General features: G+C 47.9%; 25 protein-coding genes. 12 read left to right on the top strand and 13 right to left on the bottom strand.

The window, feature by feature from the left end; translation table 11 throughout:
- Positions 1–35: 35 nt before the first annotated feature.
- The 8 genes from EKN38_RS14440 to rluE form a co-directional block, all read right to left on the bottom strand.
- Entirely contained in the window at positions 36–1,157 is a 1,122-nt protein-coding gene (locus EKN38_RS14440) for a cupin domain-containing protein (RefSeq protein ID WP_014831472.1), read from the bottom strand.
- Between the two features lie 91 nt (positions 1,158–1,248).
- On the bottom strand, positions 1,249–2,712 hold the full coding sequence (gene phoQ / locus EKN38_RS14435; RefSeq protein WP_014831473.1) for a two-component system sensor histidine kinase PhoQ: 1,464 nt from the start codon (positions 2,710–2,712) through the stop codon (positions 1,249–1,251).
- A complete protein-coding gene (gene phoP / locus EKN38_RS14430; RefSeq protein WP_014831474.1) occupies positions 2,713–3,384 on the bottom strand; it encodes a two-component system response regulator PhoP in 672 nt (223 codons plus the stop codon).
- A gap of 123 nt (positions 3,385–3,507) precedes the next feature.
- Entirely contained in the window at positions 3,508–4,878 is a 1,371-nt protein-coding gene (purB, locus tag EKN38_RS14425) for an adenylosuccinate lyase (protein WP_014831475.1), read from the bottom strand.
- A 19-nt stretch (positions 4,879–4,897) separates the two neighbouring features.
- On the bottom strand, positions 4,898–5,527 hold the full coding sequence (gene hflD, locus EKN38_RS14420; RefSeq protein WP_014169611.1) for a high frequency lysogenization protein HflD: 630 nt from the start codon (positions 5,525–5,527) through the stop codon (positions 4,898–4,900).
- Between the two features lie 27 nt (positions 5,528–5,554).
- Positions 5,555–6,667: a tRNA 2-thiouridine(34) synthase MnmA gene (mnmA, locus tag EKN38_RS14415; RefSeq protein ID WP_126522271.1), complete on the bottom strand. Its 1,113-nt coding sequence runs from the start codon at positions 6,665–6,667 to the stop codon at positions 5,555–5,557.
- A 40-nt stretch (positions 6,668–6,707) separates the two neighbouring features.
- Entirely contained in the window at positions 6,708–7,181 is a 474-nt protein-coding gene (locus tag EKN38_RS14410) for an NUDIX hydrolase (RefSeq protein ID WP_014831477.1), read from the bottom strand.
- A 9-nt stretch (positions 7,182–7,190) separates the two neighbouring features.
- Positions 7,191–7,844, bottom strand: coding sequence for a 23S rRNA pseudouridine(2457) synthase RluE (gene rluE, locus EKN38_RS14405; RefSeq protein ID WP_014831478.1), 654 nt, complete (start codon positions 7,842–7,844; stop codon positions 7,191–7,193).
- A 117-nt stretch (positions 7,845–7,961) separates the two neighbouring features.
- Here rluE and icd point away from each other — a divergent pair, with 117 nt between their 5' ends.
- From icd to EKN38_RS14390, 3 genes are all read left to right on the top strand, one after another.
- Complete coding sequence (icd, locus tag EKN38_RS14400) at positions 7,962–9,212, top strand: NADP-dependent isocitrate dehydrogenase (protein WP_013097077.1); 1,251 nt, start codon at positions 7,962–7,964, stop codon at positions 9,210–9,212.
- A 396-nt stretch (positions 9,213–9,608) separates the two neighbouring features.
- Positions 9,609–10,091, top strand: a complete 483-nt coding sequence (locus tag EKN38_RS14395; RefSeq protein WP_014831479.1) for an outer membrane beta-barrel protein — start codon at positions 9,609–9,611, stop codon at positions 10,089–10,091.
- Between the two features lie 17 nt (positions 10,092–10,108).
- Positions 10,109–10,645 carry a helix-turn-helix transcriptional regulator gene (locus EKN38_RS14390; protein WP_014831480.1) on the top strand — a complete coding sequence of 179 codons (537 nt, stop codon included), beginning with the start codon at positions 10,109–10,111 and terminating at the stop codon, positions 10,643–10,645.
- Positions 10,646–10,787: 142 nt separating this feature from the next.
- Here EKN38_RS14390 and EKN38_RS14385 read toward each other — a convergent pair whose 3' ends face one another.
- Positions 10,788–11,387 carry a helix-turn-helix domain-containing protein gene (locus tag EKN38_RS14385; protein WP_014831481.1) on the bottom strand — a complete coding sequence of 200 codons (600 nt, stop codon included), beginning with the start codon at positions 11,385–11,387 and terminating at the stop codon, positions 10,788–10,790.
- Positions 11,388–11,952: 565 nt separating this feature from the next.
- On the opposite strand from EKN38_RS14385, the gene EKN38_RS14380 reads away from it, so the two are divergent.
- A complete protein-coding gene (locus EKN38_RS14380; protein WP_125364844.1) occupies positions 11,953–13,254 on the top strand; it encodes an oligosaccharide flippase family protein in 1,302 nt (433 codons plus the stop codon).
- Positions 13,255–13,405: 151 nt separating this feature from the next.
- On the opposite strand, the gene EKN38_RS14375 is transcribed toward EKN38_RS14380, so the two are convergent.
- The 3 genes from EKN38_RS14375 to EKN38_RS14365 are packed head-to-tail and all read right to left on the bottom strand — an operon-like array spanning position 13,406 to position 15,158.
- Positions 13,406–13,714, bottom strand: coding sequence for a YciI family protein (locus EKN38_RS14375; RefSeq protein WP_014831483.1), 309 nt, complete (start codon positions 13,712–13,714; stop codon positions 13,406–13,408).
- Between the two features lie 3 nt (positions 13,715–13,717).
- The gene (locus EKN38_RS14370; protein WP_014831484.1) at positions 13,718–14,353 is read right to left on the bottom strand and encodes an FMN-dependent NADH-azoreductase; all 636 of its coding nucleotides are present in this window, start codon (positions 14,351–14,353) and stop codon (positions 13,718–13,720) included.
- A gap of 25 nt (positions 14,354–14,378) precedes the next feature.
- On the bottom strand, positions 14,379–15,158 hold the full coding sequence (locus EKN38_RS14365) for an alpha/beta hydrolase (protein WP_014831485.1): 780 nt from the start codon (positions 15,156–15,158) through the stop codon (positions 14,379–14,381).
- A 71-nt stretch (positions 15,159–15,229) separates the two neighbouring features.
- Here EKN38_RS14365 and EKN38_RS14360 point away from each other — a divergent pair, with 71 nt between their 5' ends.
- From EKN38_RS14360 to EKN38_RS14335, 6 genes are all read left to right on the top strand, one after another.
- Positions 15,230–16,294: a GlxA family transcriptional regulator gene (locus tag EKN38_RS14360; RefSeq protein ID WP_043951756.1), complete on the top strand. Its 1,065-nt coding sequence runs from the start codon at positions 15,230–15,232 to the stop codon at positions 16,292–16,294.
- A 329-nt stretch (positions 16,295–16,623) separates the two neighbouring features.
- On the top strand, positions 16,624–17,259 hold the full coding sequence (locus EKN38_RS14355) for a response regulator transcription factor (RefSeq protein ID WP_014831487.1): 636 nt from the start codon (positions 16,624–16,626) through the stop codon (positions 17,257–17,259).
- Between the two features lie 133 nt (positions 17,260–17,392).
- Positions 17,393–19,390 (top strand): BCCT family transporter, encoded by a 1,998-nt coding sequence (locus EKN38_RS14350; protein WP_043951608.1) that lies wholly within the window; start codon positions 17,393–17,395, stop codon positions 19,388–19,390.
- A gap of 60 nt (positions 19,391–19,450) precedes the next feature.
- The gene (locus tag EKN38_RS14345; RefSeq protein WP_014831489.1) at positions 19,451–19,798 is read left to right on the top strand and encodes a DUF1304 domain-containing protein; all 348 of its coding nucleotides are present in this window, start codon (positions 19,451–19,453) and stop codon (positions 19,796–19,798) included.
- A 76-nt stretch (positions 19,799–19,874) separates the two neighbouring features.
- Positions 19,875–20,120 carry a YmjA family protein gene (locus EKN38_RS14340; RefSeq protein ID WP_014831490.1) on the top strand — a complete coding sequence of 82 codons (246 nt, stop codon included), beginning with the start codon at positions 19,875–19,877 and terminating at the stop codon, positions 20,118–20,120.
- A 241-nt stretch (positions 20,121–20,361) separates the two neighbouring features.
- Positions 20,362–21,057, top strand: a complete 696-nt coding sequence (locus EKN38_RS14335; protein ID WP_126522269.1) for a hypothetical protein — start codon at positions 20,362–20,364, stop codon at positions 21,055–21,057.
- On the opposite strand, the gene EKN38_RS14330 is transcribed toward EKN38_RS14335, so the two are convergent.
- The gene (locus EKN38_RS14330; protein WP_014831491.1) at positions 21,054–22,565 is read right to left on the bottom strand and encodes a cyclic diguanylate phosphodiesterase; all 1,512 of its coding nucleotides are present in this window, start codon (positions 22,563–22,565) and stop codon (positions 21,054–21,056) included. The genes EKN38_RS14335 and EKN38_RS14330 overlap by 4 nt on opposite strands.
- Before the next feature lie 239 nt (positions 22,566–22,804).
- Here EKN38_RS14330 and EKN38_RS14325 point away from each other — a divergent pair, with 239 nt between their 5' ends.
- Positions 22,805–24,289 carry a sensor domain-containing diguanylate cyclase gene (locus EKN38_RS14325; RefSeq protein WP_014831492.1) on the top strand — a complete coding sequence of 495 codons (1,485 nt, stop codon included), beginning with the start codon at positions 22,805–22,807 and terminating at the stop codon, positions 24,287–24,289.
- Between the two features lie 280 nt (positions 24,290–24,569).
- Positions 24,570–24,818 carry a GlsB/YeaQ/YmgE family stress response membrane protein gene (locus EKN38_RS14320; RefSeq protein ID WP_008500746.1) on the top strand — a complete coding sequence of 83 codons (249 nt, stop codon included), beginning with the start codon at positions 24,570–24,572 and terminating at the stop codon, positions 24,816–24,818.
- The last annotated feature ends 4 nt before the right edge of the window (positions 24,819–24,822 follow it).

The following is a 24,822-nucleotide window of genomic DNA, read 5'->3' as shown; positions in this document are numbered from 1 at the left end:
GGTAAGCGAAGCGCCACCCGGCAATACATTACAACTCAGTCCTCAAAGAACCAATACCCGCTGTTGACCAGCGCGGCAAGCATGGCGAGGAAAGAGGGATCTTCCAGGGCGTCGCCAAAGGTATCGGCAGTCAGTACCAGATGGCTGGCGATGGCTTCCAGCGCCGGGCGATGCGGAGAATCCAGCTTCTCGCCGTTGACGAAGACATCTTCACCGATGCGCAGCACGCGTAACCCACCGAGGCGAACCAGCTTGTCACCCTGCTGCAGCGCATCATAAATCTCGTCGGCCTGGTATGGCGGCTCCGGAGGAGCCACATCCAGCTCGTGACGTGACTGGCTGATAAACTCACCAAACCACTGTCTGAAATGTTCCGGCTCGTTGATCAGATCCAGCATCATGCCGCGCAGCTTATCCAGCTCTGCTGGCAGAATGTCTGCCGGATGCTCGCGGGAAGGCACATCCGGATCGCTGTAGCGATGGCTGCCCAGCTCGCGTTGCAGAACGTAATCGGCAAAACCGCTGATCATCTCACGACCGCTTGGCGCGCGGAACCCGACGGAGTAGTTGAGGGAGTTTTCCAGCGAGTAGCCTTCATGCGGGAATCCCGGCGGGATATAAAGAATATCACCCGGCTCCAGCTCTTCGTCGATGATCCCGTCAAACGGATCTACCTGAAGCAGGTCAGGATGCGGGCAGTGCTGTTTCATTGGCACTTTTTCACCCACGCGCCAGCGGCGGCGGCCGGTCCCCTGAATGATAAACACATCGTACTGATCCAGATGCGGGCCAACGCCGCCCCCTGGCACGGAGAAGGAGATCATCAGATCGTCCATTCGCCAGTCGGGCAGGGCGCGGAACGGGCGCATTAAGGCTGCCGTCGGCTCGTGCCAGTGGTTGACTGCCTGCACCAGCAATGACCAGTTATTTTCACCGAGGTGATCGTAGCTTTCGAAAGGACCATGGCTGACCTGCCATTTTCCATCCTGGTGGCTCACCAGACGGCTGTCGACTTCGTTTTCCATGGCCAGGCCGGCCAGTTCGTCAGGCGAGATAGGGTCGACAAAATTGCTGAACCCGCGCTTAAGAACCACCGGGCGTTTCTGCCAGTAACGTTCAATAAACTCGGGCCAGTTCAGTGCTAAGTGATAATCCATATTTTTTTATTCCGCAGGCTCTTACTGAGTCGGATTATAACGGAAGCGCAGGAGCCTGGGTGCGAGATCCGCGCTTTTTTCACATAACGGGCTAACTATCGTTCGATGTGGGCTGCTGACGGCCAAAAATCACTTCCATTCTGGCACCGCCAAGCAAACTTTCACCGGTTTCGATTTTGCCATCGTACTGGTCGACAATCTCACGAGCGACTGATAACCCTACACCCTGGCCGGGACGCAGTGTATCCGCACGCTGACCGCGATCAAACACCACGTCACGTTTGTTACGCGGGATCCCCGGGCCATCATCCTCAACAATAATGTGCAACTCGTTGTCCGTCTGACGGGCGGAAACCTCCACGAACTCCAGACAATATTTACAGGCGTTATCGAGCAGGTTACCCATCACCTCCATGAAATCATTCTTTTCGCCGACGAAACTGATTTCAGGAGAGATATCGAGACTGATGTTCACCCCTTTACGCTGATACACCTTATTCAGCGCAGAGGTCAGGTTATCCAGTAGCGGTGCCACAGGATGCAGTTCCCGGCTCAACAGGGCGCTGCCGGCACGCATACTGGCGCGATGGAGATAATAGCCAATTTGCTGCGAAATACGGCTGATTTGCTCCAGCATTACCGGCTCGGCTTCATCGACGCTCATCCTGGAACTGCGCATGGAGCGCAGGGTGCTTTGCATCACGGCCAGCGGGGTCTTCAGGCTGTGAGTGAGATCAGTCAGCGTGGTGCGGTATTTATCGTAGCGTTCGCGTTCACTTTTCAGCAGACGGTTGAGGTTACGCACCAGGCTCGTTAACTCGCGCGTGGTCTCCGGGTTGAGCTTCTCACGGTGATGCTCCTCCAGCTCGCGGACCTCTTTCGCCAGTGATTCTATCGGTCGCAAACTCCACCAGGCGGCAATCCACAGCAGCGGTATGACCAGCAGCAAATTGGCGGCCAGTACATACACGAACCAGCCCCAGACCCGATAAGAGCGTTTAAGCTCGACGGGGATGGTATCCACCACCACGATGGTGAGCTGAGGCATATTGGTGGTGGCGGGATAAAGATTGATGGCGACGGAGTGGGTCATCTCCGTCTCGGCGTCATCGGCGCGGATCTCATTGAGCTTTTTCTGCAGAGAGCGATCTTCTCGCAGCAAGGTGCTGGTGGTATTCAGGTCGGCTTCGATTTCATGAAATCCATTGGTTTTCAGCCATTCCGGACGAATACGTTTCACCAGCCATGGCACATCACGCTGCGCCCAGAGCAGTTTCCCTTTTTCATTGTAAATCAGTGCCATCGTCGGGCTTTGCTGGTTCAGGTTTTCCGGCATTTCGACGGTGATCTTATTGTTTTCCCATCTGGCCAGGGTATAAAACAGGTTACTTTCACCGCGCAACAGTCGAAACGTTGTTTTGTCAAAGCTGACGCTATAACCGACCAGCGCCACCATGCCATAAGAGAGCGATAGCACCAGCACAACGGCTGCCGTGGCCAGCAAAAAGCGAACCCGCAGCGAAAGGGGCAGAAAGTGCCGCAAAATTCGTTTCATTTAGCGTAATTCGAACAGGTAGCCCTGACCACGTACGGTAGTGATCACATCCTGCGGGTACTGCGCCTGGATTTTCTTACGCAAACGTCCCATCAGCACATCAATGGTGTGGCTCTCACGCAGTTCGGCATCCGGATAAAGCTGGAGCATTAAGGAATCTTTGCTGACCACTTTGCCGTTATTACGGATCAGCGTTTCCATGATGGTGTATTCGAAGGCCGTCAGCTTGATCACTTCGTTGTTGATGGAGAATTCACGGCGAGAGAGATCCACCTGGAATGGCGGAAGGGAAATAACCTGTGAGGCCAGTCCGCTGTTGCGGCGTAACAGCGCCTGCATACGCGCGGCCACTTCTTCAATATGAAACGGTTTGGTGACGTAATCATCGGCACCCGCGCTGAGCACTTCAACTTTGTCCTGCCAGCCTTCACGGGCGGTCAGTACCAGTACCGGAAGGGAGACGTCATGGCTGCGCCAGCGGCGAATTAACGACAGCCCGTCTTCGTCAGGTAACCCGAGGTCAACGATGGCGATATCCGGCAGGTGTTCATTGAGATAATAATCGGCTTCTTTTGCATCTTCAGCATCGTCCACCTGATGTCCCATCTCCTGAAGCTGTACCTTCAGGTGATGACGTAGCAATGCGTTATCCTCAACAACCAGTACGCGCATCATCTTTCTCCCAGAGTTGATAGTATGAATAGTTTAACGCTGATTATGTTGTTGTGGAGATAAACATTGAGTAAACCGGGGAAAAAGCAGCCCCCTTTTCGGGCGAAAAGGGGGAGGAGAGGATTACTTCAGCTCGTCGACCATGGTGATGGCACGGCCAATGTAATTCGCCGGTGTCATCTCCTTCAGGCGGGTTTTCTCCGCTTCCGGCAATGCAAGGCTATCGATAAACTGCTTCATACCTTCCGCATCGACACGTTTACCGCGGGTAAGTTCTTTCAGTTTTTCGTACGGTTTTTCGATGCCATAACGACGCATCACGGTCTGGATCGGCTCGGCCAGCACTTCCCAGTTGTGATCCAGTTCGTCCAGCAGACGATCGCGGTTCACTTCCAGTTTGCTCACCCCTTTCAGGGTCGACTGATAGGCGATCAGCGCATAGCCAATACCCACGCCCAGGTTACGCAGAACGGTGGAGTCGGTCAGGTCGCGCTGCCAGCGGGAAACCGGCAGTTTGCTCGCCATATGCTGCAGTACGGCGTTGGCCAGACCCAGGTTGCCTTCGGAGTTTTCGAAGTCAATCGGGTTCACTTTGTGCGGCATGGTTGAAGAGCCGATTTCACCGGCGATGGTTTTTTGTTTGAAGTGGTTGAGCGCGATATAACCCCACACGTCACGATCGAAGTCGATCAGGATGGTGTTGAAGCGAGCGATGCAGTCAAACAGCTCAGCGATATAGTCGTGTGGCTCAATCTGAGTGGTGTACGGGTTCCACTGAATACCCAGAGAGGTTACGAACTCTTCACTGAACTGATGCCAGTCCACTTCCGGGTAGGCGGCGATATGGGCGTTGTAGTTGCCCACCGCCCCGTTAATTTTGCCCAGGATTTCAACCTGCTCCAGCTGACGGTACTGACGCTCCATACGGTACGCCACGTTAGCCATCTCTTTACCCATCGTGGACGGGGTGGCTGGCTGGCCGTGAGTACGGGAGAGCAGAGGAATATCACGGTATTCCGCAGACAAGGCTTTCACCGCGTCAATGATTTTACGCCAGTAAGGCAGAACCACCTCTTTGCGCGCGGTGGAGAGCATCAGCGCGTGAGACAAGTTATTGATGTCTTCAGATGTACAGGCGAAGTGAATGAATTCAGACACCGCATGCAGCGCAGGGACGCTCGCCACTTTCTCTTTCAGGAAGTACTCAACCGCCTTTACGTCGTGGTTGGTGGTACGTTCAATGGTCTTGATGCGTGCAGCATCTTCTTCATTAAAGTCAGCAACGATTTTATCAAGGTAATCGTTTGCCTGGGCGTCAAAAGCAGGAACTTCCTTGATTGCTGCCTGGGCGGCCAGCTTTTGCAGCCAGCGTACTTCAACCTGAACACGGAACTTCAGCAGGCCATATTCGCTGAAGATCCCGCGCAGCGCGCTGACTTTATCGCCGTAGCGTCCATCGACAGGGGATACGGCGGTCAGTGAGGATAATTCCATAATTCGCAACTCCGGGAGGTTAACAATGAGCAAGAATTTGTTTTGCCTGAGTCGTCAGGCGATTACGAGAAAACATTAACTGCAGGCGGCCACCGCCAACCTGATGCCACAGCACGGCGGCACGGATACCGGCCAGCAGCGAGGCGCGCACTTTTGCCTGAACCTGTGGGCTTTGCAGTACGGCAGGTGAACCGGTGACCTGAATGCGTGGGCCGAGTGGGCTGATAACATCGACATAAATACCGGCCATGGCGCTCAGCAGCGTTTCAGACTGCAGATCAAAATGGTCGAGCTGACGCTGCAATCCGGCAATGCGGTCGCCCAGCGTATCCAGCGCGCCTTTTGCCGCACTCAGTTTACGTTCCAGCACCATCAGGCTTAACGTATAGCGGGTGAGCTCCGCGTTTAAGCCCTGACGGCTGCTGGCGTTAAGCACGCCAAGCAAGGTTTCAAGACCGAGACGAAGATTGGTTTCGCTGCCACCGAAGACACCCAGGGTTGAACCGGGGTTGAGATCGATAACGCTGTTGAGCGAAACGTGCAGCGCGTCAGCGTCGCAATGACCCTGATGCGCCAGCTGTTGCACCAGACGGGCTGACTGGCAAATTCCTGCCAGGGCCAGGGTGATGTCATAATAGTTCTTCGCCACACGGTCTCCTTTATGTGTGCAATCGGGTTAAACAGCGGTCAGCGGCAGGCGCTGTTCAATGATCCCACCGCCCAGGCAGATTTCACCGCTGTAGAAGACGGCGGACTGGCCCGGGGTAACGGCTGCAACCGGCTCGTCAAAACGCACGTCAATGCGATCGTCATCCAGCGCGGTAAGGGTGCACGGGATGTCCGTCTGACGGTAGCGCGTTTTTACCGTGCAGCGCAGCGTACCTTTGAGTGGTTCACGATCGACCCAGTGCAACTGTTGTGCGATAAGGCCAACGGACATCAGACGCGGATGGTCGTGCCCCTGAGCGACGATCAGAATATTGTTTTCGACATCTTTGTCGACCACATACCACGGATCTTCGCTACCGTCTTTGGTACCGCCAATGCCCAGGCCTTTACGCTGGCCGAGGGTGTGGTACATCAGCCCCTGATGCTGGCCAATTTCGTCGCCATCGACGGTGACAATTTTGCCCGGCTGCGCAGGCAGGTAGCGACCAAGGAAATCGCGGAATTTGCGCTCGCCAATAAAGCAGATACCGGTGGAGTCTTTTTTCTTCGCGGTGATCAGATCCAGCGCTTCAGCGATTTTACGGACTTCCGGCTTTTCCAGCTCGCCAACCGGGGACAGGCTTTGTGCAATCTGTTCATGGCTTAGCGTATAAAGGAAATAGCTCTGATCTTTATTACCGTCCAGACCGCGCAGCAGCTGGCTTTTGCCGTTCACATCGGCGCGACGCACGTAGTGACCGGTCGCAATATAGTCTGCGCCCAGATCTTCCGCCGCGAATTCGAGGAAGGCTTTAAATTTGATCTCTTTGTTGCACAGAATATCCGGGTTTGGGGTACGGCCCGCTTTGTACTCTTCCAGGAAAAGCTCAAACACGTTATCCCAGTATTCTGCGGCAAAGTTAACGGTGTGCAGTTCAATGCCGAGCTTGTCGCACACGGCCTGCGCATCGGCGAGATCCGCAGCGGCAGTGCAATATTCCTCGCCATCATCTTCCTCCCAGTTCTTCATGAACAGGCCCTCCACCTTATAGCCCTGTTGTTGCAACAGGTAGGCGGAAACGGAGGAATCGACACCGCCGGACATGCCGACGATCACTTTTTTCTGGCTGTTATCTGACATGGAATACTCACGACATTGAACTTCAAGGCGGCGTATTCTATCACGCCCCCCCACCATTGACACCCTCTGTAAACGGCCAGTTAAATTCTCCGATGACCTCCAGCGGCAAGCGTGCGCCTGACTGCCAGCAGCGGATGCTTTCGGAAACCAGCGGTGAGCGCAGGTTTGGCGCGTTCAGGATCTCGTCGGCGCTGACCCACAGGCAGCGATCGATATCGTCATCGTGCGGTTCAGTGGCGCACGTTTCGCTAAGCTCAACGGCAAATAAAAATCGCAGGAACGGCGTGTGGTCGGGGGCAATCCACTGGTGCATGCGGATAAAATGTTGCGGTTCGGCACGGATACCCGTCTCTTCCCACAGCTCGCGCTTCGCGGCCTGCAGCAGCGTCTCGTTTGCTTCGAGATGCCCGGCAGGTTGATTCCACAATGCTTTACCGTTGATGCTCTCTTCCACCACCAGGAATTTCCCCTGTGCATGAACCACACAGGCGACCGTAACATGAGGTTTAAACATAGTGACTCCTTAAGGGGCAACGTCCCGCCATTCACCGTTAGCCAGGGCATCCAGCGTGTAGCTGCCCATGGCATAGCGAATCAGGCGCAGGGTAGGGAAGCCCACGTGGGCGGTCATGCGCCGAACCTGTCGGTTGCGGCCTTCATAAAGGGTGATTTTGAGCCAGCTGGTAGGAATAGATTTGCGCTCGCGAATGGGCGGGTTGCGCGGCCACAGCCACTCCGGTTCATTCACGCGTTCAATTCCTGCGGGCAGGGTGGGGCCATCGTTTAACGTCACGCCGTTGCGTAATGCCGCGAGCGCCGCTTCATCCGGCTCGCCTTCCACCTGCACGTAGTAAATTTTGCCGGTGCGTTTTCCCGGCTGTGTGAGTTTCGCCTGTAAGGCGCCATCGTTGGTTAAAACCAGCAGCCCCTCGCTGTCACGATCCAGACGACCGGCGGCATAGACACCCTGAACGGGGATGTAATCCTTGAGCGTGCTGCGCCCGGCTTCATCGGTAAATTGCGGCAAAACATCGTAGGGTTTATTGAACAAAATGACCCGCTTTGGCTGGCTTTCCTGCGGTCTTCTGGCGGCTTGTCGCGAGCTGAATCGCTCAACCCGGTGTTTTGTAAAAGAAGTTTTCTTCATGGTATTTTCAGGCGTTATCAATTGCCGCATTATAGCCTAATAACGAAGACCTTTCATGGCGTCGGACAATCAGGTACTATCGAAGGGCTCATTACAATTTATTAACATAAGATCAGTAACAACCAGAAGCGCTCGAAGGAGAGGTTAATGGAAAGCAAAGTAGTTGTTCCGGCGGAAGGTAAAAAGATCACCCTGCAAAACGGCAAGATTAACGTTCCTCACAATCCGATCATTCCATTCATCGAAGGTGATGGTATCGGTGTAGACGTTACCCCGGCAATGCTGAAAGTGGTTGATGCCGCTGTTGAGAAAGCCTACAAAGGCGAGCGTAAAATTTCCTGGATGGAAATTTACACCGGTGAAAAATCTACTCAAGTTTATGGCCAGGACGTCTGGCTGCCAGCCGAAACGCTGGACCTGATCCGCGACTACCGCGTTGCTATTAAAGGCCCACTGACGACGCCAGTTGGCGGCGGTATCCGTTCTCTGAACGTGGCACTGCGTCAGGAGCTGGACCTGTACGTATGTCTGCGTCCGGTTCGTTACTATCAGGGCACCCCAAGCCCGGTTAAGCATCCTGAACTGACCGATATGGTTATCTTCCGCGAAAACTCAGAAGACATCTACGCGGGTATCGAATGGAAAGCCGACTCTGCTGACGCAGAAAAAGTGATTAAATTCCTGCGCGAAGAGATGGGCGTGAAGAAAATTCGCTTCCCTGAGCATTGTGGTATCGGCATCAAGCCGTGCTCCGAAGAAGGGACCAAACGTCTGGTGCGCGCGGCAATTGAATACGCGATCACCAACGACCGAGACTCTGTGACCCTGGTTCACAAAGGCAACATCATGAAGTTCACCGAAGGCGCGTTCAAAGACTGGGGTTACCAGTTGGCGCAAGAAGAGTTCGGCGGTGAGCTGATCGACGGCGGCCCATGGCAGAAGATCAAGAACCCGAACACCGGCAAAGAGATCATCATTAAAGATGTGATCGCCGATGCGTTCCTGCAGCAGATCCTGCTGCGTCCAGCGGAATACGACGTGATCGCCTGTATGAACCTGAACGGTGACTACATCTCTGACGCCCTGGCAGCACAGGTTGGCGGTATCGGTATCGCCCCAGGCGCGAACATCGGTGACGAGTGCGCCCTGTTCGAAGCCACCCACGGTACTGCACCAAAATACGCAGGTCAGGACAAAGTGAACCCAGGCTCTATCATCCTGTCCGCAGAAATGATGCTGCGTCATATGGAATGGTTCGAAGCCGCAGACCTGATCGTTAAAGGTATGGAAGGCGCGATCAACGCCAAAACCGTTACCTATGACTTCGAACGTCTGATGGAAGGCGCTAAACTGCTGAAATGTTCAGAGTTTGGCGACGCGATTATCGCGAATATGTAATCCACTCGCTGGGTTAGTAACGAACGGGAGCCAGTTGGTTCCCGTTTTTATTGTTGTTTTTCGTATTTTTATCAATAACTTATCAAAACCCTTTCTTAAGCAGATGTTATTTCCTGTTCTCTCTGCATCTGCCACAACAATTTAGGGCAGGGTGTATTCGCTACTGTAGATATAAAAACTGTATTCGCATTTCACTTCCCACTTATCAAAAATAAACAATTCCGAATTTCATTTCCTCAAAATCCTTTATCCAGGAATGACTGGTTCGTGTTAGTACCCTTAGTCAATATATAAAAATAAACATTTTGTTGTGCAATTAAAACTTTTGCATGTGTATTTATATGCTGGTAACACAATTTTATCTCTGTATATTTAAGAGAAATTATTGGAGGAACTATGCATAAATTTAATCTAGCAGCTGCTTTTCTTTTTTTTGGCGCTTTTACCATGCCGGTATCTGCCAGTAATTCAATGTCTATAAACTATGCTGCAGGCAAAGAGAGTGGGGCCGAAAAGATGCATGGCATGAATGTGATGTTTAAACACGATATGGGTAATTTTGCACTGGTCGCATCAGGTTCTTATATACAGAACACCAGCGGTTCCGGGGACTCTTATTTGAAAAACAAATATGCATCAATTATGCCTGGGCTTGCTATTAATATCACACAAGATATAAATTTATATGGGCTTGCTGGTATTTCTTGTGGTTCAAAAATGAAACCTGATCAAAGTCATGAGATTTATGGGGCAGCTTTTGGTGCTGGTTTGTTTTACAACTTAACAGACAATATTCAATTAAATACAGGATATGAATTGGGTCTTGTTGATAACAAAGGAATAGATACTTTCATCATTGGGATAGGATATTTGTTCTGACGTTCAAGGTGAATGAAATGATATCAAAAAAAATAATAAGAATATATGTTATTACTGATAACTATTTTTTATATTACGGCATCAGGGAGCTCATTTACGATTCTAAAGTATTTGAATCTTATACATATAACGTTGAGCAAACCACTAAGCTTCCAGCTCTTATTTTTTATCATAAGTATCATACTCAAGATATAATCATCACAGATAATTTCTTACATTGTTACGCTGTTTCAAAATATAGACCGGAAAAAACGTTGATTTTGCCATGTAATTATGATTTGGATAAATATATAGAGTGTTTTAATGATTTAACAAACCAAGATTATCTTCACAGTGCGCTTTATTTTAAAAAACTATCATCGAAAGAGACCCTGCTGTTAACTTTATTTTCGGAGGGAGCAACAGATGACAAAATTGCTATTATGCTTAATATAACAAAAAAGACAATCAGCTCTCATAGGCGTAATATTTTGCAAAAATTAAACTTGAAAAATAGGCATGAATTGTATATGTATGCTTTGGCAACAAAAGAAGGGTTGTATGAACACGTATAATATAATATCTATTTTATCGATAATGGTATTGATTCCATTTTCAATTTATTGTTTTTATGCTAATTATCGCATCAATGAAAACAAAAGAATTGCATCAGAAACAACACCATTATGGCGAAAGATATTTCTGCCTCCTAAATGATTAGTATTTTAATGGTAGGTTTTTGATATTTAGTAACTTTCCTCTGTGAATATTAATATATCCACCATCATTCAAATCTTTTAAGACTTTATTTAAGGAACTACGAGAAATTGAGCTTCTGGATAAAATGAACTTGAAAACTGAAATTTGAGATCTTTCATTCTCTGGTAATTCCCATATGGCTTCTAAATTGTTTTTTATAATATCGTAGGCATTTTTTGATGAAAATCTTTGGTCTCTTTTGAAAAAGTTTAAAGTGATTTCACAAGTCATTAAGAAAAAATGTTTCCACAAGTTATTACTATCAGCCAAACAATCCAATTCCACAGTTGAAATTGCTGTGAAAGTTGCATCCGTTGAAGCTCGAAAGTAATGGTAATCATCCTTTTCGAACATAAAGATTATCCCTAAAATATAGGGCGCATATACAGTGAAAATTAAAATATCGTCTGCTTTTCTATAAATGTCTACTCTTCCTTCTGTGAGAAAGTATACGTGTGGTTTATTATTAAGCGTGAAGTTTATTCGTTGTCCATTTGACGCATAAATGCGCATAAACTTGTTAGATCCTTCAACAATCTCTAAGATATGGTTAAACATGGTGTGAAGCCTCTGCTACTATTTTCATTCTTAAAGTTTGATGTTAGGTAATCATATAACCTTTTTAGAAGATGGCAAGTTTAAATTTAAATATGTGTTTGTGTAATTATACATAATTTAATTTTTATAGACCAGATCATCAAAAATAAGTAAGTGCTGAGCTCGTAAAATTTTATCAACCTATCATTATTAATAGTCGATTCGGAGATGGCTTTATGTTATTTGAGCGTGATTTTTTGAGTTAATGATTTACGTGGGGATTAATTTTTATATAGGAATGATATACGACTGTTTACTATTTATTGGTATTGCTCAAAACAACTCTTTAATTCTATATAAATTGATGCTTAACACTTAAAGAATCATCTCATTTTTAAGTTGGGTTGAGTATCAAAACGGGGACTCGATATGTTGTTTCTATTGTTATGCATAGCCTTATTGATACTAATAGCAGTTGTTTTTTATTTTATTCGATCGAATAAAAACAGTATGGATGTAACTCAATTCATAGATTTACTTTATAGAGATGATGAAGAGAAATAAATATTTATATGAGGTTGAGTAAGTGTTAAGCAAAACTCAAAAGAATTTCTTGTGGATGATTGCAGAAAAAACAATCGGCGTAGTGGGTCTTTTCTTTATAAATGCTTTGGTGGCTAAATATCTGGGGCCTGTGGTAATTGGTCAAATAGCAATTGCAACTGCTATTTTTCAAATTGTTCAGGTTATTGGGGTGTTTGGCAGCGATAGTATTTTCTATAAAAGAATAAGCATAAACTTGATTAGCGGCATACAATTAATGATGCCTATATTTATGTTGAGAAGTATAATATTTATCTTTTTTGCAAGCGTTTGCATAATGTTTTTAAATGTGAGAATGGATTTAACAGGTATGACATTAGTGCTGTCAATCTGTACGGCGTATTATTTTTACACTATTGATACTTATACAAGCTTTAATGAGTCACTGCTGAACTCTAGAGTTAATGCTATTGCAAACGTAGTTGGACTTATTTTCGGCTTATTAGCCAGAGCATTAATGGTTAGATATAAAGTGCCGATTATCTATTTTGGATTACCTCTTATAATGATAAGTGCTATTCCTTATTTTCTAAAATCATATGTATTTAGAAAACAATATAAAGGGATGGTAACAGTTAAGTATAACGTGCTAAAAAAAAGATTATTCCATCTGAGTTATGCTGGAAGCATTCTTGTTATCCCTTCAATCATTTCATCAATCTATCCAAGGTTGAATGTGCTTATAATCTCTTTTTTATATGGTAATCATGATGTCGGTATTTATTCAGTTTCTCAAAGCATTGCAACGAGTTGGAGTTTTATCTTATTATCGTTGTTGACTTCTTGTCTTCCGTCTGTTTTTCGAGAGAAAAATAATCAAAAAATAATTAGAGTAGGGGCTAAATTACATTTAAATATTATTTTATTATCGATTCCAGTAATGTTGGTGATTACATTTTTAGTAAACTTTGCAATTCTCTATCTATACGGGGAATCTTATAAGGAGTCAATAGCACCCTGCATTTTGTTATGTTTCTCAACATTATTATCTACACTTGGCATGGCTTCATCAAAAATAATAATTAAGTTTTCTGGGTATAGGTTTTTATTATGGAAGACTATATTTATATTGGTTTTAAGTCTGGTGCTTTCTTATTTCTTGTCTATCAGGTTCGGATTGATGGGGGCTGCATCAGCGGTTATCATTACTGAATTTTTTTCTCTGACAGTTATCAACTATTTGTTTATGCAGGGATTTATATTACTGGTCCATATCGAGATGTTTAAAATTATTTATGTATATTTCCGGAGGGTGTTTGGAATGAAAAAATTAGATGGAAGCTAATTAAGTGCAGCCTCAAAACTGAGTCAAATTAAAAAAGCCTACTATGATTTATCTTTAATGGTGCGCTGTTCAATGACAAATAAAAGCGTCCTCGAAAACCATGAAACAGACTCATTTCATAGGTTTCAGGACGCTTTAGAGTGAGTAATGGTCAGATGAAACGAGCTTTCTCCGCCCATTTTTTTGGGAATCCCGGCGCGCATAACGCCGGCTCGATACTCATTACTTCTGCATCTGCAATGTTATGAATTATAAAGGGGTCATCCTGAAGAAAGTTATGAATATCGCTGATGTTATCCCCCTGAAAAAGAATGAAGCCGCCAGTACCATTGCTGAGCGGGCCGGCAAAAAGAATTGCTCCTTCATCAAACCCCCTCAGCAGCCATTGTTTATGTGCTTCAAGATGATCAGAAATCGCATCAGGTTGTGTCAGGTAACTCAGCGTGACGGCGTGCAACATGGTTTATTCCTTAGCGGCAGAAACGTTATTAATGGCTTGTGGTATTAAAGAGAAAGCACGGGATAGTTCTCTGAGCTTTACATCCTCCCCTTTAGATGCGCCTTCAGCCCGGACAAACACAACATTTGAGATGCCCAGGAAGCCCAGAAACTTACGCAGAAATTGCTCCTGAAAGTCCATTTCTTCAAATGCCGTACCGGCATAAAAACCACCCCGGGCTGAGGCTATGATGACTCTTTTTTCCCCTGCAAGACCAACAGGGCCTGTTGGGGTGTAGTTGAAGGTTTTCCCTGGCTGCGCGATTCTGTCCATCCAGGCTTTTAATTGGCTGGGAACGGAAAAGTTGTACATTGGCGCTCCGATAACAATCACCTCGCTTTCAAGAAACTCAGAGACCAGAGCATTTGATAATTCTCGCTCAGAGTCCAGGCGAGTTGTAGTTGCAGGTCGTCCGGTAACAGGTCTGAATTCTGCAGCGATTTCCCCGGTGAGATGGCTGATTTCGTCTTTTACAAGATCCCGGTAAGTCAGTTGATTCCCCTGACTGGTTGCCATCAGTTGTTTCACTGTTTCAGCCGACAACTGTCGGGTTACTGAAAATTCATAATTGATACTTGAATCAAGATGGAGAATTTTCATTGCATATCGTCCTGTTGTGTAAGGGTCAGTGGATACTCTGCGCAGCATTTTCAATCAGTGCTGCAACCTCTTTGGGATGAGAAATCATGGATAGATGATCTGAGTGAATTCGTGTGATATGTGCGCCTGCTTCATGGGCAAAACTTGCCTGTACTAACGGGTTCAGTGCGTTGTCGTTTTCTGTGATGAGATACCAGGAGGGTTTCTCTCTCCAGGCTGCCGCATTCACTTTTTCGTTAAAAGCGGCAGCGGCGATAGGCTGTTGCACCGCAGAAATCAGAAGGCTCTGTTTCATGCTTAGCTCATTAGCCATAACCTGATGAAACAACTCTGGCTTATCAAGCCAGATGAGGCCGTTTTTATCGGCTTCCATACCTTTCATGGGGGCATTGAAGTGCGCAAGTGCGTCAGAAACAGACTGATTGCTGTCCGGAACAAGGGCGGACAAATAGACGAGCCCCTTTACGTTATTCGCATTACCAGCCTGGGTGATCACCGCCCCTGCCCATGAATGGCCAACGAGCAGTACGTTACCATTTTGACGCTCAAGTACACGCTCTGTTGCAGCCACATCCTCTCGTAAGGATGTCAGGGGATTCTGAACAGCAGTAACGTGGTAGCCCCGGTCCTGCAGGAGAGCGATGACGGCTGACCAGTTCGATCCGTCACCAAAGGCACCGTGAACCAGCACGATATTTTTTACACCCGAATCCTGTGCCATAAGCGGCGGGTTGCTCATAAATAAAAGACACAAAGCAAATACTCCTTTTCGCAGCGCGACCGACATTAAATTTTGCTTACGCATAACTCTATTTCCCGTATTTCTCAGTTTCAGGCAGTGTAATCATGCTGACAGGGGGGTATGAAGTGTCATTAATGACAGGTAACATGCGAAATAAGACATTCTTTGACACTGGGGTTAAAATGCGAGTTGCGTTACTTGCGCTTCCGGGCAACATGCGTTCGGCGCTGGCAGGGCTGGCTGATATGTTTTGGCTGGCGAATCAGGTGATCAGGCTAAACCCTACAGTGAGTCCTGAAATATCCAGGGCTAATCCATTTTTTGACGTCAGGACGATTACCGCGGATGGGCAGCCCGTCAGGGACGTTCAGGGACGAATCATTGAAAGTGATGGCTCATTTAATGAACCTGACAACTTCGAGCTGATCATTGCCAGCGGTATGCAGTTGGATGAGCAAAGATTTCCGGCTGACAGAGCAGCTGTATCGAGTGCAGCCGAGTGGTTGAAAGTTAAGTATTCAGAGGGAAGCTGTATTGCCTCAGCATGTGCGGGCGGTTTTGTACTGGGAGAGGCGGGTTTACTCAACGGACGGATCTGCACCACTACGTGGTGGTTATATCCAACTTTCGCTGAACGCTATCCACTTGCAAAACCCATATGGGGAAAAACCCTGGCCGAACAGGACAATGTAATAACCGCGGGCGGCCCGCTTTCATGGGTCGATCTGGTTATATACCTCGTACGCAAACATGCTGGTAATGAGCTGGCAAAATTGACAGCTGACATGGCCGTTGCTGACAGCCAGCCTTTGTCACAGCAAATCTATGCGCCCGCAGGTTTTCTCAACTCAAGACATCCTCTACTGACTAAAGCAGAGAGTCTGCTTCGTTATCAGAACCCTGCAATGACGGTAAAGCAACTTGCTGCAGCTCTGAATATGACGACCCGCACGCTGAACCGTAAAATGAAAACGCTCATCCAGGAAAGTCCGAAAGACTTCATTACGCGGGTTCGTATTGAAACTGCATCTGTGCTTCTTGAAAGCCCGGGAAAAACTATTTCACAGATTGCAAATATTTGCGGATATAGCGATGAAACTGCTTTCCGGCGCGCTTTTAGCACCATGATGGGGATGTCCCCCGGAAGTTTCAGAAAGCGGCTTTTGACAACGACCCCTTCAAATTCTGGCTGCGAATGAGCGGCTATTGTTGGCTTATCAACGGCGTGATTGATCTGATGAATGGGCTGGCCATCCGTCAATATCATGTTGTCCTCTGAATATAAAAGTGTGGCGCTGACAGATTCCCACTCGAAAGCGAACGCTGTGAAAGTTCAGTTTTTTCGGATTGTCCTAATACTACTCGCGGTCAATAAGCCTGACGGTTGACGAATGGTTGGCGTGTTTGGTTTTACCTGCTGTCGATGTGGAAAAGATATCCGGCATGACGTTAGCAGTCATAAATACTTTGGGAATGGACGCAACTGTTCGTATTATGTCCCTGAAAGATTTAATCAGGAGAAAATGAAATGGAAGAGGTTATTTATGTTATCGATGATGATGATGCATACCGGTCGCTTGTTGTTCAGTTTTTAACCGTCGCGGGCTATCAGACGTTTGACTTCAGTAATGCCGAAGAATTTTTATCCTTTCCCATCGTTGATCACCCTTCATGCTTAATCCTTGAATTAAACCTTCCTCGTATGAATGGCTTTGGCGTGATGGATGCACTGAAAGCCCGTGGATGCGCTATACCGGTACTCATTCTGACGAAGAGCAGCGCAATCCCTTCCTGCGTTCGGGCAATGAAAGCAGGCGCCCGGGATTTTTTGACCAAACCGGTCGAACCTGAACAACTTTTGCGCGTGGTGAATGAGGTACTGATCGACGCGACAAACCATTTTCTGGAACAGCAACGGTTATTTGAACTGTGCAAAAATTACCAGGCGTTGACACGACGTGAGAAACAGATTTTTGAGATGGCAATTAATGGCTTGCAAAATAAACAAATCGCCTCAGAGCTGGGGATAACAGAAATTACGGTGAAGGTCCATCGACGCAGGGTGATGGATAAAATGCAGGTACGTACGTTAGCGGATCTGGTACATGCTGCCGGAACTTTGCAAATCGGTAAATCCCGCTGCCCACCCCGCAAGCTTTATTGATTACGCGGAGAACTTCATAAGTCTAAACGACACTCATTCAGATTATTATCCCCAGGTTCTGTTGATTTTTGCTACCCTACGAGAGGTAACGCCTCTCATCTGAAGCGGTCTACGATAATGGAATAAATTAATTATGAGTGGAAATGATCCTATCCCAAAGAAGTCTACAAGCCAGATTAACAAAGCGGTATTCTTTACATCTGCTTTGTTAATTTTCCTTCTTGTCGCCTTTGCCGCAGTATTTCCGGAGATGGCCGACAAAAAATTCAAACTCCTGCAGCAACAGATCTTCACGAATGCCAGTTGGTTCTACATTCTTGCTGTCGCCCTGATTTTACTGAGTGTCACTTTCCTCGGTCTTTCTCGTTACGGTGATATCAAGCTGGGGCCGGACCATGCCCAGCCTGACTTCAGCTACCATTCCTGGTTTGCGATGCTTTTTTCAGCAGGGATGGGCATCGGCCTGATGTTCTTTGGCGTTGCCGAACCAGTGATGCATTACCTGTCGCCACCCGTCGGCACCCCTGAAACCGTTGCTGCAGCGAAAGAAGCCATGCGCCTGACGTTCTTTCACTGGGGACTGCATGCATGGGCCATCTATGCCATTGTGGCGCTGATTCTGGCATTCTTCAGCTACCGTCACGGTCTGCCTTTAACGCTTCGTTCCGCACTCTATCCCATCATTGGCGATCGCATCTACGGTCCTGTCGGCCATGCAGTCGATATTTTTGCCGTGATAGGGACTGTCTTTGGTGTTGCGACATCGCTCGGTTACGGTGTTTTGCAGGTTAATGCTGGTTTGAACCATCTTTTCGGGGTGCCCATTAATGAAACGGTGCAGGTCATTCTGATTGTAGTGATCACCGGGTTAGCGACGATTTCAGTGGTATCCGGTCTGGACAAAGGAATACGTATCCTGTCTGAGCTCAACCTGGGCCTGGCGGTTTTGCTCCTGGCGCTCGTGTTATGTCTTGGACCAACAGTGCTTTTACTGAAATCATTCGTGGAAAATACTGGCGGTTATCTTTCGGAATTAGTGAGTAAAACGTTTAACCTTTACGCCTATGAACCGAAATCAAGCAACTGGCTTGGTGGCTGGACGTTATTGTATTGGGGATGGTGGCTTTCCTGGTCGCCATTTGTCGGTATGTTCATCGCGCGCGTATCCCGTGGCAGGACAATTCGTGAGTTTGTTACGGGCGTGCTGTTTGTTCCCGCAGGTTTTACCCTCATGTGGATGACGGTGTTTGGTAACAGCGCCATTTATCTCATCATGAATCAGGGAGCAACTGACCTGGCAAATACCGTCCAGCAGGATGTCGCGCTGGCCCTGTTTAATTTCCTTGAACATTTCCCGTTTTCCTCAGTGTTGTCATTTATTGCAATGGCGATGGTCATTGTCTTCTTTGTCACCTCGGCTGACTCCGGGGCGATGGTTGTTGATACGCTGGCATCGGGTGGCGTCGCTCACACGCCTGTCTGGCAGCGAATTTTCTGGGCCTCGCTCATGGGGATTGTGGCTATCGCACTGCTGATTGCGGGTGGACTGAGTGCGCTGCAAACCGTGACAATTGCGAGTGCATTACCCTTCTCAGTGATCTTATTGATCTCAATATACGGACTGTTAAAAGCCCTGCGTCGGGATTTGACCAAACGGGAAAGCCTGAGTATGGCAACGATTGCGCCGACGGCAGCCCGTAACCCTATTCCGTGGCAGAGAAGGTTGCGCAATATCGCCTATCTGCCGAAACGTTCTCTGGTGAAACGCTTTATGGACGACGTTATCCAGCCTGCCATGACGTTGGTTCAGGAAGAGCTAAACAAGCAGGGGACGCTGAGTCACATCAATGATGCGACTGACGATCGTCTTCGGCTTGAGGTTGATTTGGGCAATGAGCTGAACTTTATTTATGAAGTAAGGCTTCGCGGCTATAATTCGCCAACTTTTGCTCTTGCCGCAATGGATAATGATGAGCAACAGGCAGAGCAACACCGCTATTATCGTGCAGAAGTGTATCTGAAAGAGGGCGGTCAGAATTATGATGTGATGGGCTGGAATCAGGAACAGCTTATCAATGACATACTTGACCAGTACGAAAAACATCTCCACTTCCTGCACCTGGTTCGTTAATACAAAATGCCGTCTGCCGGGACGGCATTTATTTTGCCACTGACTGTGAGAGACTGCCCAATGTTAGCAACTACACTGATCGTTATTGTTGCGTTAATCCATCTCTATATTCTGGTGCTGGAGATGTTCCTGTGGAACACAAAAACAGGTCAGAAGGCCTTTAATCTAACCCCCGACTTTGCGCGTGAAACCCGCGTACTGGCCGCGAATCAGGGGCTGTATAACGGTTTTCTGGCGGCGGGGCTGCTCTGGGGACTCTGGCTCGGTGAACGCGGCGTCCATGTGACCGTCTTTTTCCTGAGCTGCGTGTTCATTGCCGGAATGTTTGGGGCAGCGACTGCCAGTCGAAAAATCCTGTATGTTCAGGCTATACCGGCGCTCGCTGCCTTACTTGCGATGCTTGTCTGAGCCAACACTATGGTCAACGTGACGCGTCCGATATACTCGGTGCATCACCCGCTAAATGGCAGACAAGAGACTGTTTATGAACAACGATATCCCGCTTAAATATTATGACATCGTCGATGAGTATTCGACGGAAACCGCGGAGCCAGTCAGTAAGTCAGAGCATGACGCGCTGGCGCACTATTTCCAGCTGCTCCTCACTCGTTTAAGCAACAACGAGGAGATCAGCGAGGAAGCCCAGCAGGAGATGGCCAGTGAAGCCGGGATCCGCGCGGCACGCATCGATGATATTGCGAACTTCCTCAATCAATGGGGCAACGAGTAGCCCGCTTCAGGCTCCGGTATGCTGATGCTTTGCCAGACAGCTCAGCATTACGCTATCGGACCACATGCATTTTTTTCGCAACCCAGGTGAAGAGGGTTTACCGATAAACAGGGCAAAAATAAACACCAGGCAAAAGAGTACCAGGGGAAACAAAAAGGGCATTTTCACAGTGTTGACCCAATAAAAGTGTATTTCACGGTAATCTACCGTCTGATTGTGACGAATATGTTTTGGGTGATAAATGGAAAACCCCGATCTGGAAAGACTTTACCCTGAAACCAACGCCAAAACGCTGGCGATGTGGGAAACGCAGGACGGTATCGGTTCGCGAAGAGCTCCCTGTTACGCGTCGGGCAGTTTCGCACTGGCGACGGGGTTCCAGCCGGAAATCGCAGAGTCTGTTGATGTTTTATTCCGGGAACTGCAGTCGCTTACCTGTCAGGATCCGCTGGCCGATCTCCAGCCGCGCCCGGGTTTCCATTTTACCTTTGTTCCGTTGACGTTGCCTCTTTATGAGAAGAACGCACGTTTGCCGGTGAAAACGCATCAGCTCCTCGACGCGTGGTCACCGTTTGCGGGGCAGGTCATCACCATCAGAGCGCTCCGGCTGGTGGCGTTGCCGGGCCAGTTTCTTCTTGCCGGACTACCCGATTCTCCCGCCCCGGCACAACGAAAGGCATTTTGCGAAATGCTGTTAACAACGCACTGGCAAGATGAACTGCGGTTACGTCATGATAAGACACCGCTACCCGCGCCTTTCTGGCATACCACACTGCTACGCTATCAGGCTGATTATATGCCAGAGCCCCTGAGGGCATTTTTCCGGGCACGGCAATCGCTGCGCTTTGGCGACGTCTGCGGCTCGCTTGATCTCCGGCTGGTCAATTATAACTGGATGTACTCCACACCGGTCACGCCGGGTATGATTGCATCCTAAGGCTCAGGTTGCCGTACGGTACACGTCAGTTTTTTGGCCAGCTCACTCCGGGCGAGTGATTTTGAGAAATACCACCCCTGAATCAGGGCGTCCGGATACCTGTCCGCAATAAAGCGATATTGTGTTTCGCTCTCCACCCCTTCAAAAACAAGCGTTTTATTCAGTCGGGCGAGGGCATCGCAAAAAATCGCAAAAATATTCTGCTTATAATGTTCAGTGATACCGTCAACCAGTGACTTGTCGATTTTAATCTCGTCATATTCCAGCAGGGAGAGCCTGTCCAGATTTGAGTTTTGTACCCCAAAATCGTCTATCGAGATCCTCACGCCCAGGGACTTAAGCTCAAGGCAAAATCCTTCCAGAATATCCGCACTGGACACTGCTTTTTCTGAAAGCTCAACTTTTATTAAAGACAGCGGGATATTATTCCGTGAGCATTCACGACGCAACACCTGAATAAACAGGCCATCTTCAATCTCTGTTCGCCCCACGTTAAGGGAGATCATTAGCTGATGTTTAATGGCAAGCGGCGCGATTTCAGACAGTGATTTGGCAATGATATTAATATAATACTGCCGGTACAGACCGATTTTCTTAATTAAAGGGATAAACAATTCCGGGGAGACATCTGCCTGATTGTAATCACGCCATCTCGACAGCACTTCAACACCAACAATTTTGTGATCCTCAATACGTATAATCGGCTGGTAATTGACGCTGATGGTATTGGTTTTTACCGCTTTAACCAGCGTTCGCTCCAGAGAAAAGCGATCTTCGTAAATACGCATGAAAAACAGCGTTATCGCCGTCCAGATAAACGACAAAATGGCCGTCAGAAGAATAAACACCACGATGGGTAACGAGGCCAGGCCCGCATCGTGATGCTTCACAATGACACATAAATCCCAACGGGCACTGCACTGTGTGAGGGTTAAGGTAAAGAGTGTTGAATGCAACCAGTTCTGTTTTACGGATTCAGGTGTGACCAGGAAAAATGTTCGCCCGAAATCTTTGGTCGTCGCACTCAGGGAGTAGTTTGCCGTAACCGGTGTAAATTTGTCGTAGGCATAACGGGAGGTGAAAATAATAACATTATTATAAATGGCTGCGTTGCCGGTGAAAAAATCTTTTTTCGAAAACTGCGCCAGCAGGAACCCTCGTGGCGTTTTATGAAGTTCTGCCGGAACGGGGACGGGAGTGGCAAGTTTTCCCCAAAAGGCAGTACAGGCAACTTTGCCGTTTTCAACAAAACCGATATCGGCAAAATAGGGGCTATCGAGTTTAATCTTTCGATAGCCATCAAGGCTGGTTTCATCACAGCCTTGCGCCGTAACATTTTTAAGCGCAAGGGCGACGCTTTCGGACAATCCTTCGGAATAGTGCAAAAGCGTATGGGCGACTTCACGCTGTTTATCCCGCTGCTGGCTGACGATAACCGCATTCACTGCATAAAGAGACAGAATGACCAGAATCGTTGATATGATAGCAACGGCAATGATCTTTTTCATTTTCCGGTTATCCTGTCAGCTCCCTGATGGGGTGAATCTTAACACAGGCAGGGCAGCGTACAAGCCCGCGTGTGATGGCAGCCTTCAGTAGATCGCTGTAATAGTACCTGACGCAAATTTTAGATAAATAAAATAATAACCGTTCCCTGTCGCACGCTTAAGTGCAATTTATTTTCCTCTTAACCTGACCTTTGTTAGAGTGGCAAGAGTTGTCAGCCAGGGACGTCAGGCGTGATAAGGTGGAAAAGCTCGTGCATGTGAAAAATACTTTTTACACAACAACCATTACCGTCATCATTGTCTCATTGATCATCTCGCTGTCGCTTGCCGTCCAAATTACCACGTCCAGACAGCAGTCAATTCAGCAAATTAATACCGGCGTTGCTAACCTGAGTCATACCTTAGATGTCTACACTGAGGGGATCATGCGTCAAAGCGAAATGCTTATCACCACCATTTCAGACGTGATCGACATATATGGTATGACCCCGCAGCAGGCGACCCATATTCAGCGGATAATAGAAAACCAGGATAATCTGCTTACCCAGATTAATAATGTGGTTATCTACAATGTCCATGGAGATATCTTTACGGCATTGTATGGAAATTTTTCCGGGCCACGAAAAGGGGCTGACAGATCGTTTTTTATCTATCACAAGGAAAATAAAAATCAGCAGATCTTTATCGGCCAGCCAGTGGTGAGCAGGACGAATGGTAAATGGGTGATTACGATCAGTCGACGGTTAGAAACGCATACCGGGGCCTTTAACGGCGTTGTCGTCGTGACGCTGGGAATCGAAAATTTTCTGGCCCTCTACGGGCAGATTGATATTGGCCATTCCGGTGTGATTGGCCTGACAACACAATCTGGCGTATTGCTGGTTCGCTATCCTTTTAAAAATAACTACATTGGTGCGATCGTTTCTGATTCGCCACTTTTCAGAAAGTACCTCAAGGTACAAAATTCAGGGATCGCCAGTTCCGTTTCGCGGTTTGACAAAGTCGAACGTATTTTTGCTTTTGAAAAAAACAAACGATACGGGCTGGTCACCACGGTGGCAGTCAGTAAAGAAGAGGCTCTTTCCCCCTGGCGTAAACAGGCCGTGCAGTTGGCCGTCCTCATTCTTATTTTTACCGTGGCGCTTATCGTGGCCTCTTATTTCCTCTATTCGGATCTGTCCAGAAAAACCCGGGATAACAAAGAGCTTAAGATCATTGCGTCAGAAGATGCGCTGACCGGGCTTTACAACCGCCGCACGTTTGATGAAAAAATTCTCTCAGAAATCGCCGCGTGTGCGGCTAACGACACGCCGATTTCCGTCCTCATTGTGGATGTTGATTATTTCAAAAAATACAATGATAACTACGGCCATCCGGAAGGGGACCGCTGTCTGACCCTGCTGGGGAATAGTCTGCGTGAGAGCCTCACCCGGGACAACCAGTTGGTGGCGCGCTATGGCGGAGAAGAGTTTGCGCTGATATTGCCTGACACCGATATTCAGGAAGCGATCCGCCTGGCTCAGACGATGATCGGCAACGTTTTCTCACTGGACATTGAGCATGCTTTTAGTCCCTTTGGACGGGTGACCGTCAGTGTTGGGGTGTCAACCGCACGTGCCGTGGACATTGCTGGCAGCCAGCAAAACTTCATTATTGCAGCGGACCAGGCGCTCTATCAGGCAAAACGTGCAGGGCGAAACCGGCACGCTTTTGTTGCCGTCTAAGCGGGCAAAAAAAAGCCCACTCAAAAGTGGGCAAAAAATACTGGAAGCAATGTGAGCAATGTCGTACTGAATACCTGAGTGTTTAACTCAACTATTCAGTGTTGAGAAAGATAATCTTTCTCAACTTAAGATGCAACCCCACATTTCATGTGGCGCGCTTCTGGAGAATAAATGCGCACTCTCTCGCTGTGATACTAATCACAAATTTCCTTTCCCGGATCCTGTGCTATCCTTTTTGTGTCGTTGATTTAATGACAAAAACCATACAGAGAGGAAAGTTATGGGAATTTTATCCTGGATTATCTTTGGGCTTATTGCGGGTATTCTGGCGAAGTGGATCATGCCGGGCAAAGATGGCGGTGGTTTTATCGTCACCGTGATACTGGGTATTGTCGGCGCGGTAGTCGGCGGCTGGATCAGTACGTTGTTCGGGTTCGGCAAGGTCGATGGCTTCAACTTCGGCAGTTTTGCTGTCGCGGTGATCGGTGCGCTGGTTGTTCTGTTTATCTACAGAAAAATCAAAAGCTAAATCT

The organism is Enterobacter sp. WCHEn045836, from assembly GCF_003965585.1.
In the GTDB taxonomy this organism is placed as follows: Bacteria; Pseudomonadota; Gammaproteobacteria; order Enterobacterales; family Enterobacteriaceae; genus Enterobacter; species Enterobacter dissolvens.
The sequence above is the reverse complement of the archived record's forward strand: the minus strand, read 5'-3'. Positions and strand labels throughout refer to the sequence as shown.

What these genes read in the sequence shown, in the direction of transcription:
- EKN38_RS14410 (WP_014831477.1), bottom strand. Translation starts at nt 7,181, where the DNA reads ATGTTTAAACCTCATGTTACGGTCGCCTGTGTGGTTCATGCACAGGGG.
- EKN38_RS14395 (WP_014831479.1), top strand. Translation starts at nt 9,609, where the DNA reads ATGCATAAATTTAATCTAGCAGCTGCTTTTCTTTTTTTTGGCGCTTTT.
- EKN38_RS14340 (WP_014831490.1), top strand. Translation starts at nt 19,875, where the DNA reads ATGAACAACGATATCCCGCTTAAATATTATGACATCGTCGATGAGTAT.
- EKN38_RS14335 (WP_126522269.1), top strand. Translation starts at nt 20,362, where the DNA reads ATGGAAAACCCCGATCTGGAAAGACTTTACCCTGAAACCAACGCCAAA.
- phoP (WP_014831474.1), bottom strand. Translation starts at nt 3,384, where the DNA reads ATGCGCGTACTGGTTGTTGAGGATAACGCATTGCTACGTCATCACCTG.
- EKN38_RS14320 (WP_008500746.1), top strand. Translation starts at nt 24,570, where the DNA reads ATGGGAATTTTATCCTGGATTATCTTTGGGCTTATTGCGGGTATTCTG.
- EKN38_RS14365 (WP_014831485.1), bottom strand. Translation starts at nt 15,158, where the DNA reads ATGCGTAAGCAAAATTTAATGTCGGTCGCGCTGCGAAAAGGAGTATTT.
- EKN38_RS14370 (WP_014831484.1), bottom strand. Translation starts at nt 14,353, where the DNA reads ATGAAAATTCTCCATCTTGATTCAAGTATCAATTATGAATTTTCAGTA.
- icd (WP_013097077.1), top strand. Translation starts at nt 7,962, where the DNA reads ATGGAAAGCAAAGTAGTTGTTCCGGCGGAAGGTAAAAAGATCACCCTG.
- EKN38_RS14390 (WP_014831480.1), top strand. Translation starts at nt 10,109, where the DNA reads ATGATATCAAAAAAAATAATAAGAATATATGTTATTACTGATAACTAT.
- EKN38_RS14330 (WP_014831491.1), bottom strand. Translation starts at nt 22,565, where the DNA reads ATGAAAAAGATCATTGCCGTTGCTATCATATCAACGATTCTGGTCATT.
- EKN38_RS14385 (WP_014831481.1), bottom strand. Translation starts at nt 11,387, where the DNA reads ATGTTTAACCATATCTTAGAGATTGTTGAAGGATCTAACAAGTTTATG.
- rluE (WP_014831478.1), bottom strand. Translation starts at nt 7,844, where the DNA reads ATGCGGCAATTGATAACGCCTGAAAATACCATGAAGAAAACTTCTTTT.
- EKN38_RS14360 (WP_043951756.1), top strand. Translation starts at nt 15,230, where the DNA reads ATGACAGGTAACATGCGAAATAAGACATTCTTTGACACTGGGGTTAAA.
- EKN38_RS14440 (WP_014831472.1), bottom strand. Translation starts at nt 1,157, where the DNA reads ATGGATTATCACTTAGCACTGAACTGGCCCGAGTTTATTGAACGTTAC.
- mnmA (WP_126522271.1), bottom strand. Translation starts at nt 6,667, where the DNA reads ATGTCAGATAACAGCCAGAAAAAAGTGATCGTCGGCATGTCCGGCGGT.
- EKN38_RS14345 (WP_014831489.1), top strand. Translation starts at nt 19,451, where the DNA reads ATGTTAGCAACTACACTGATCGTTATTGTTGCGTTAATCCATCTCTAT.
- phoQ (WP_014831473.1), bottom strand. Translation starts at nt 2,712, where the DNA reads ATGAAACGAATTTTGCGGCACTTTCTGCCCCTTTCGCTGCGGGTTCGC.
- EKN38_RS14355 (WP_014831487.1), top strand. Translation starts at nt 16,624, where the DNA reads ATGGAAGAGGTTATTTATGTTATCGATGATGATGATGCATACCGGTCG.
- EKN38_RS14350 (WP_043951608.1), top strand. Translation starts at nt 17,393, where the DNA reads ATGAGTGGAAATGATCCTATCCCAAAGAAGTCTACAAGCCAGATTAAC.
- EKN38_RS14375 (WP_014831483.1), bottom strand. Translation starts at nt 13,714, where the DNA reads ATGTTGCACGCCGTCACGCTGAGTTACCTGACACAACCTGATGCGATT.
- purB (WP_014831475.1), bottom strand. Translation starts at nt 4,878, where the DNA reads ATGGAATTATCCTCACTGACCGCCGTATCCCCTGTCGATGGACGCTAC.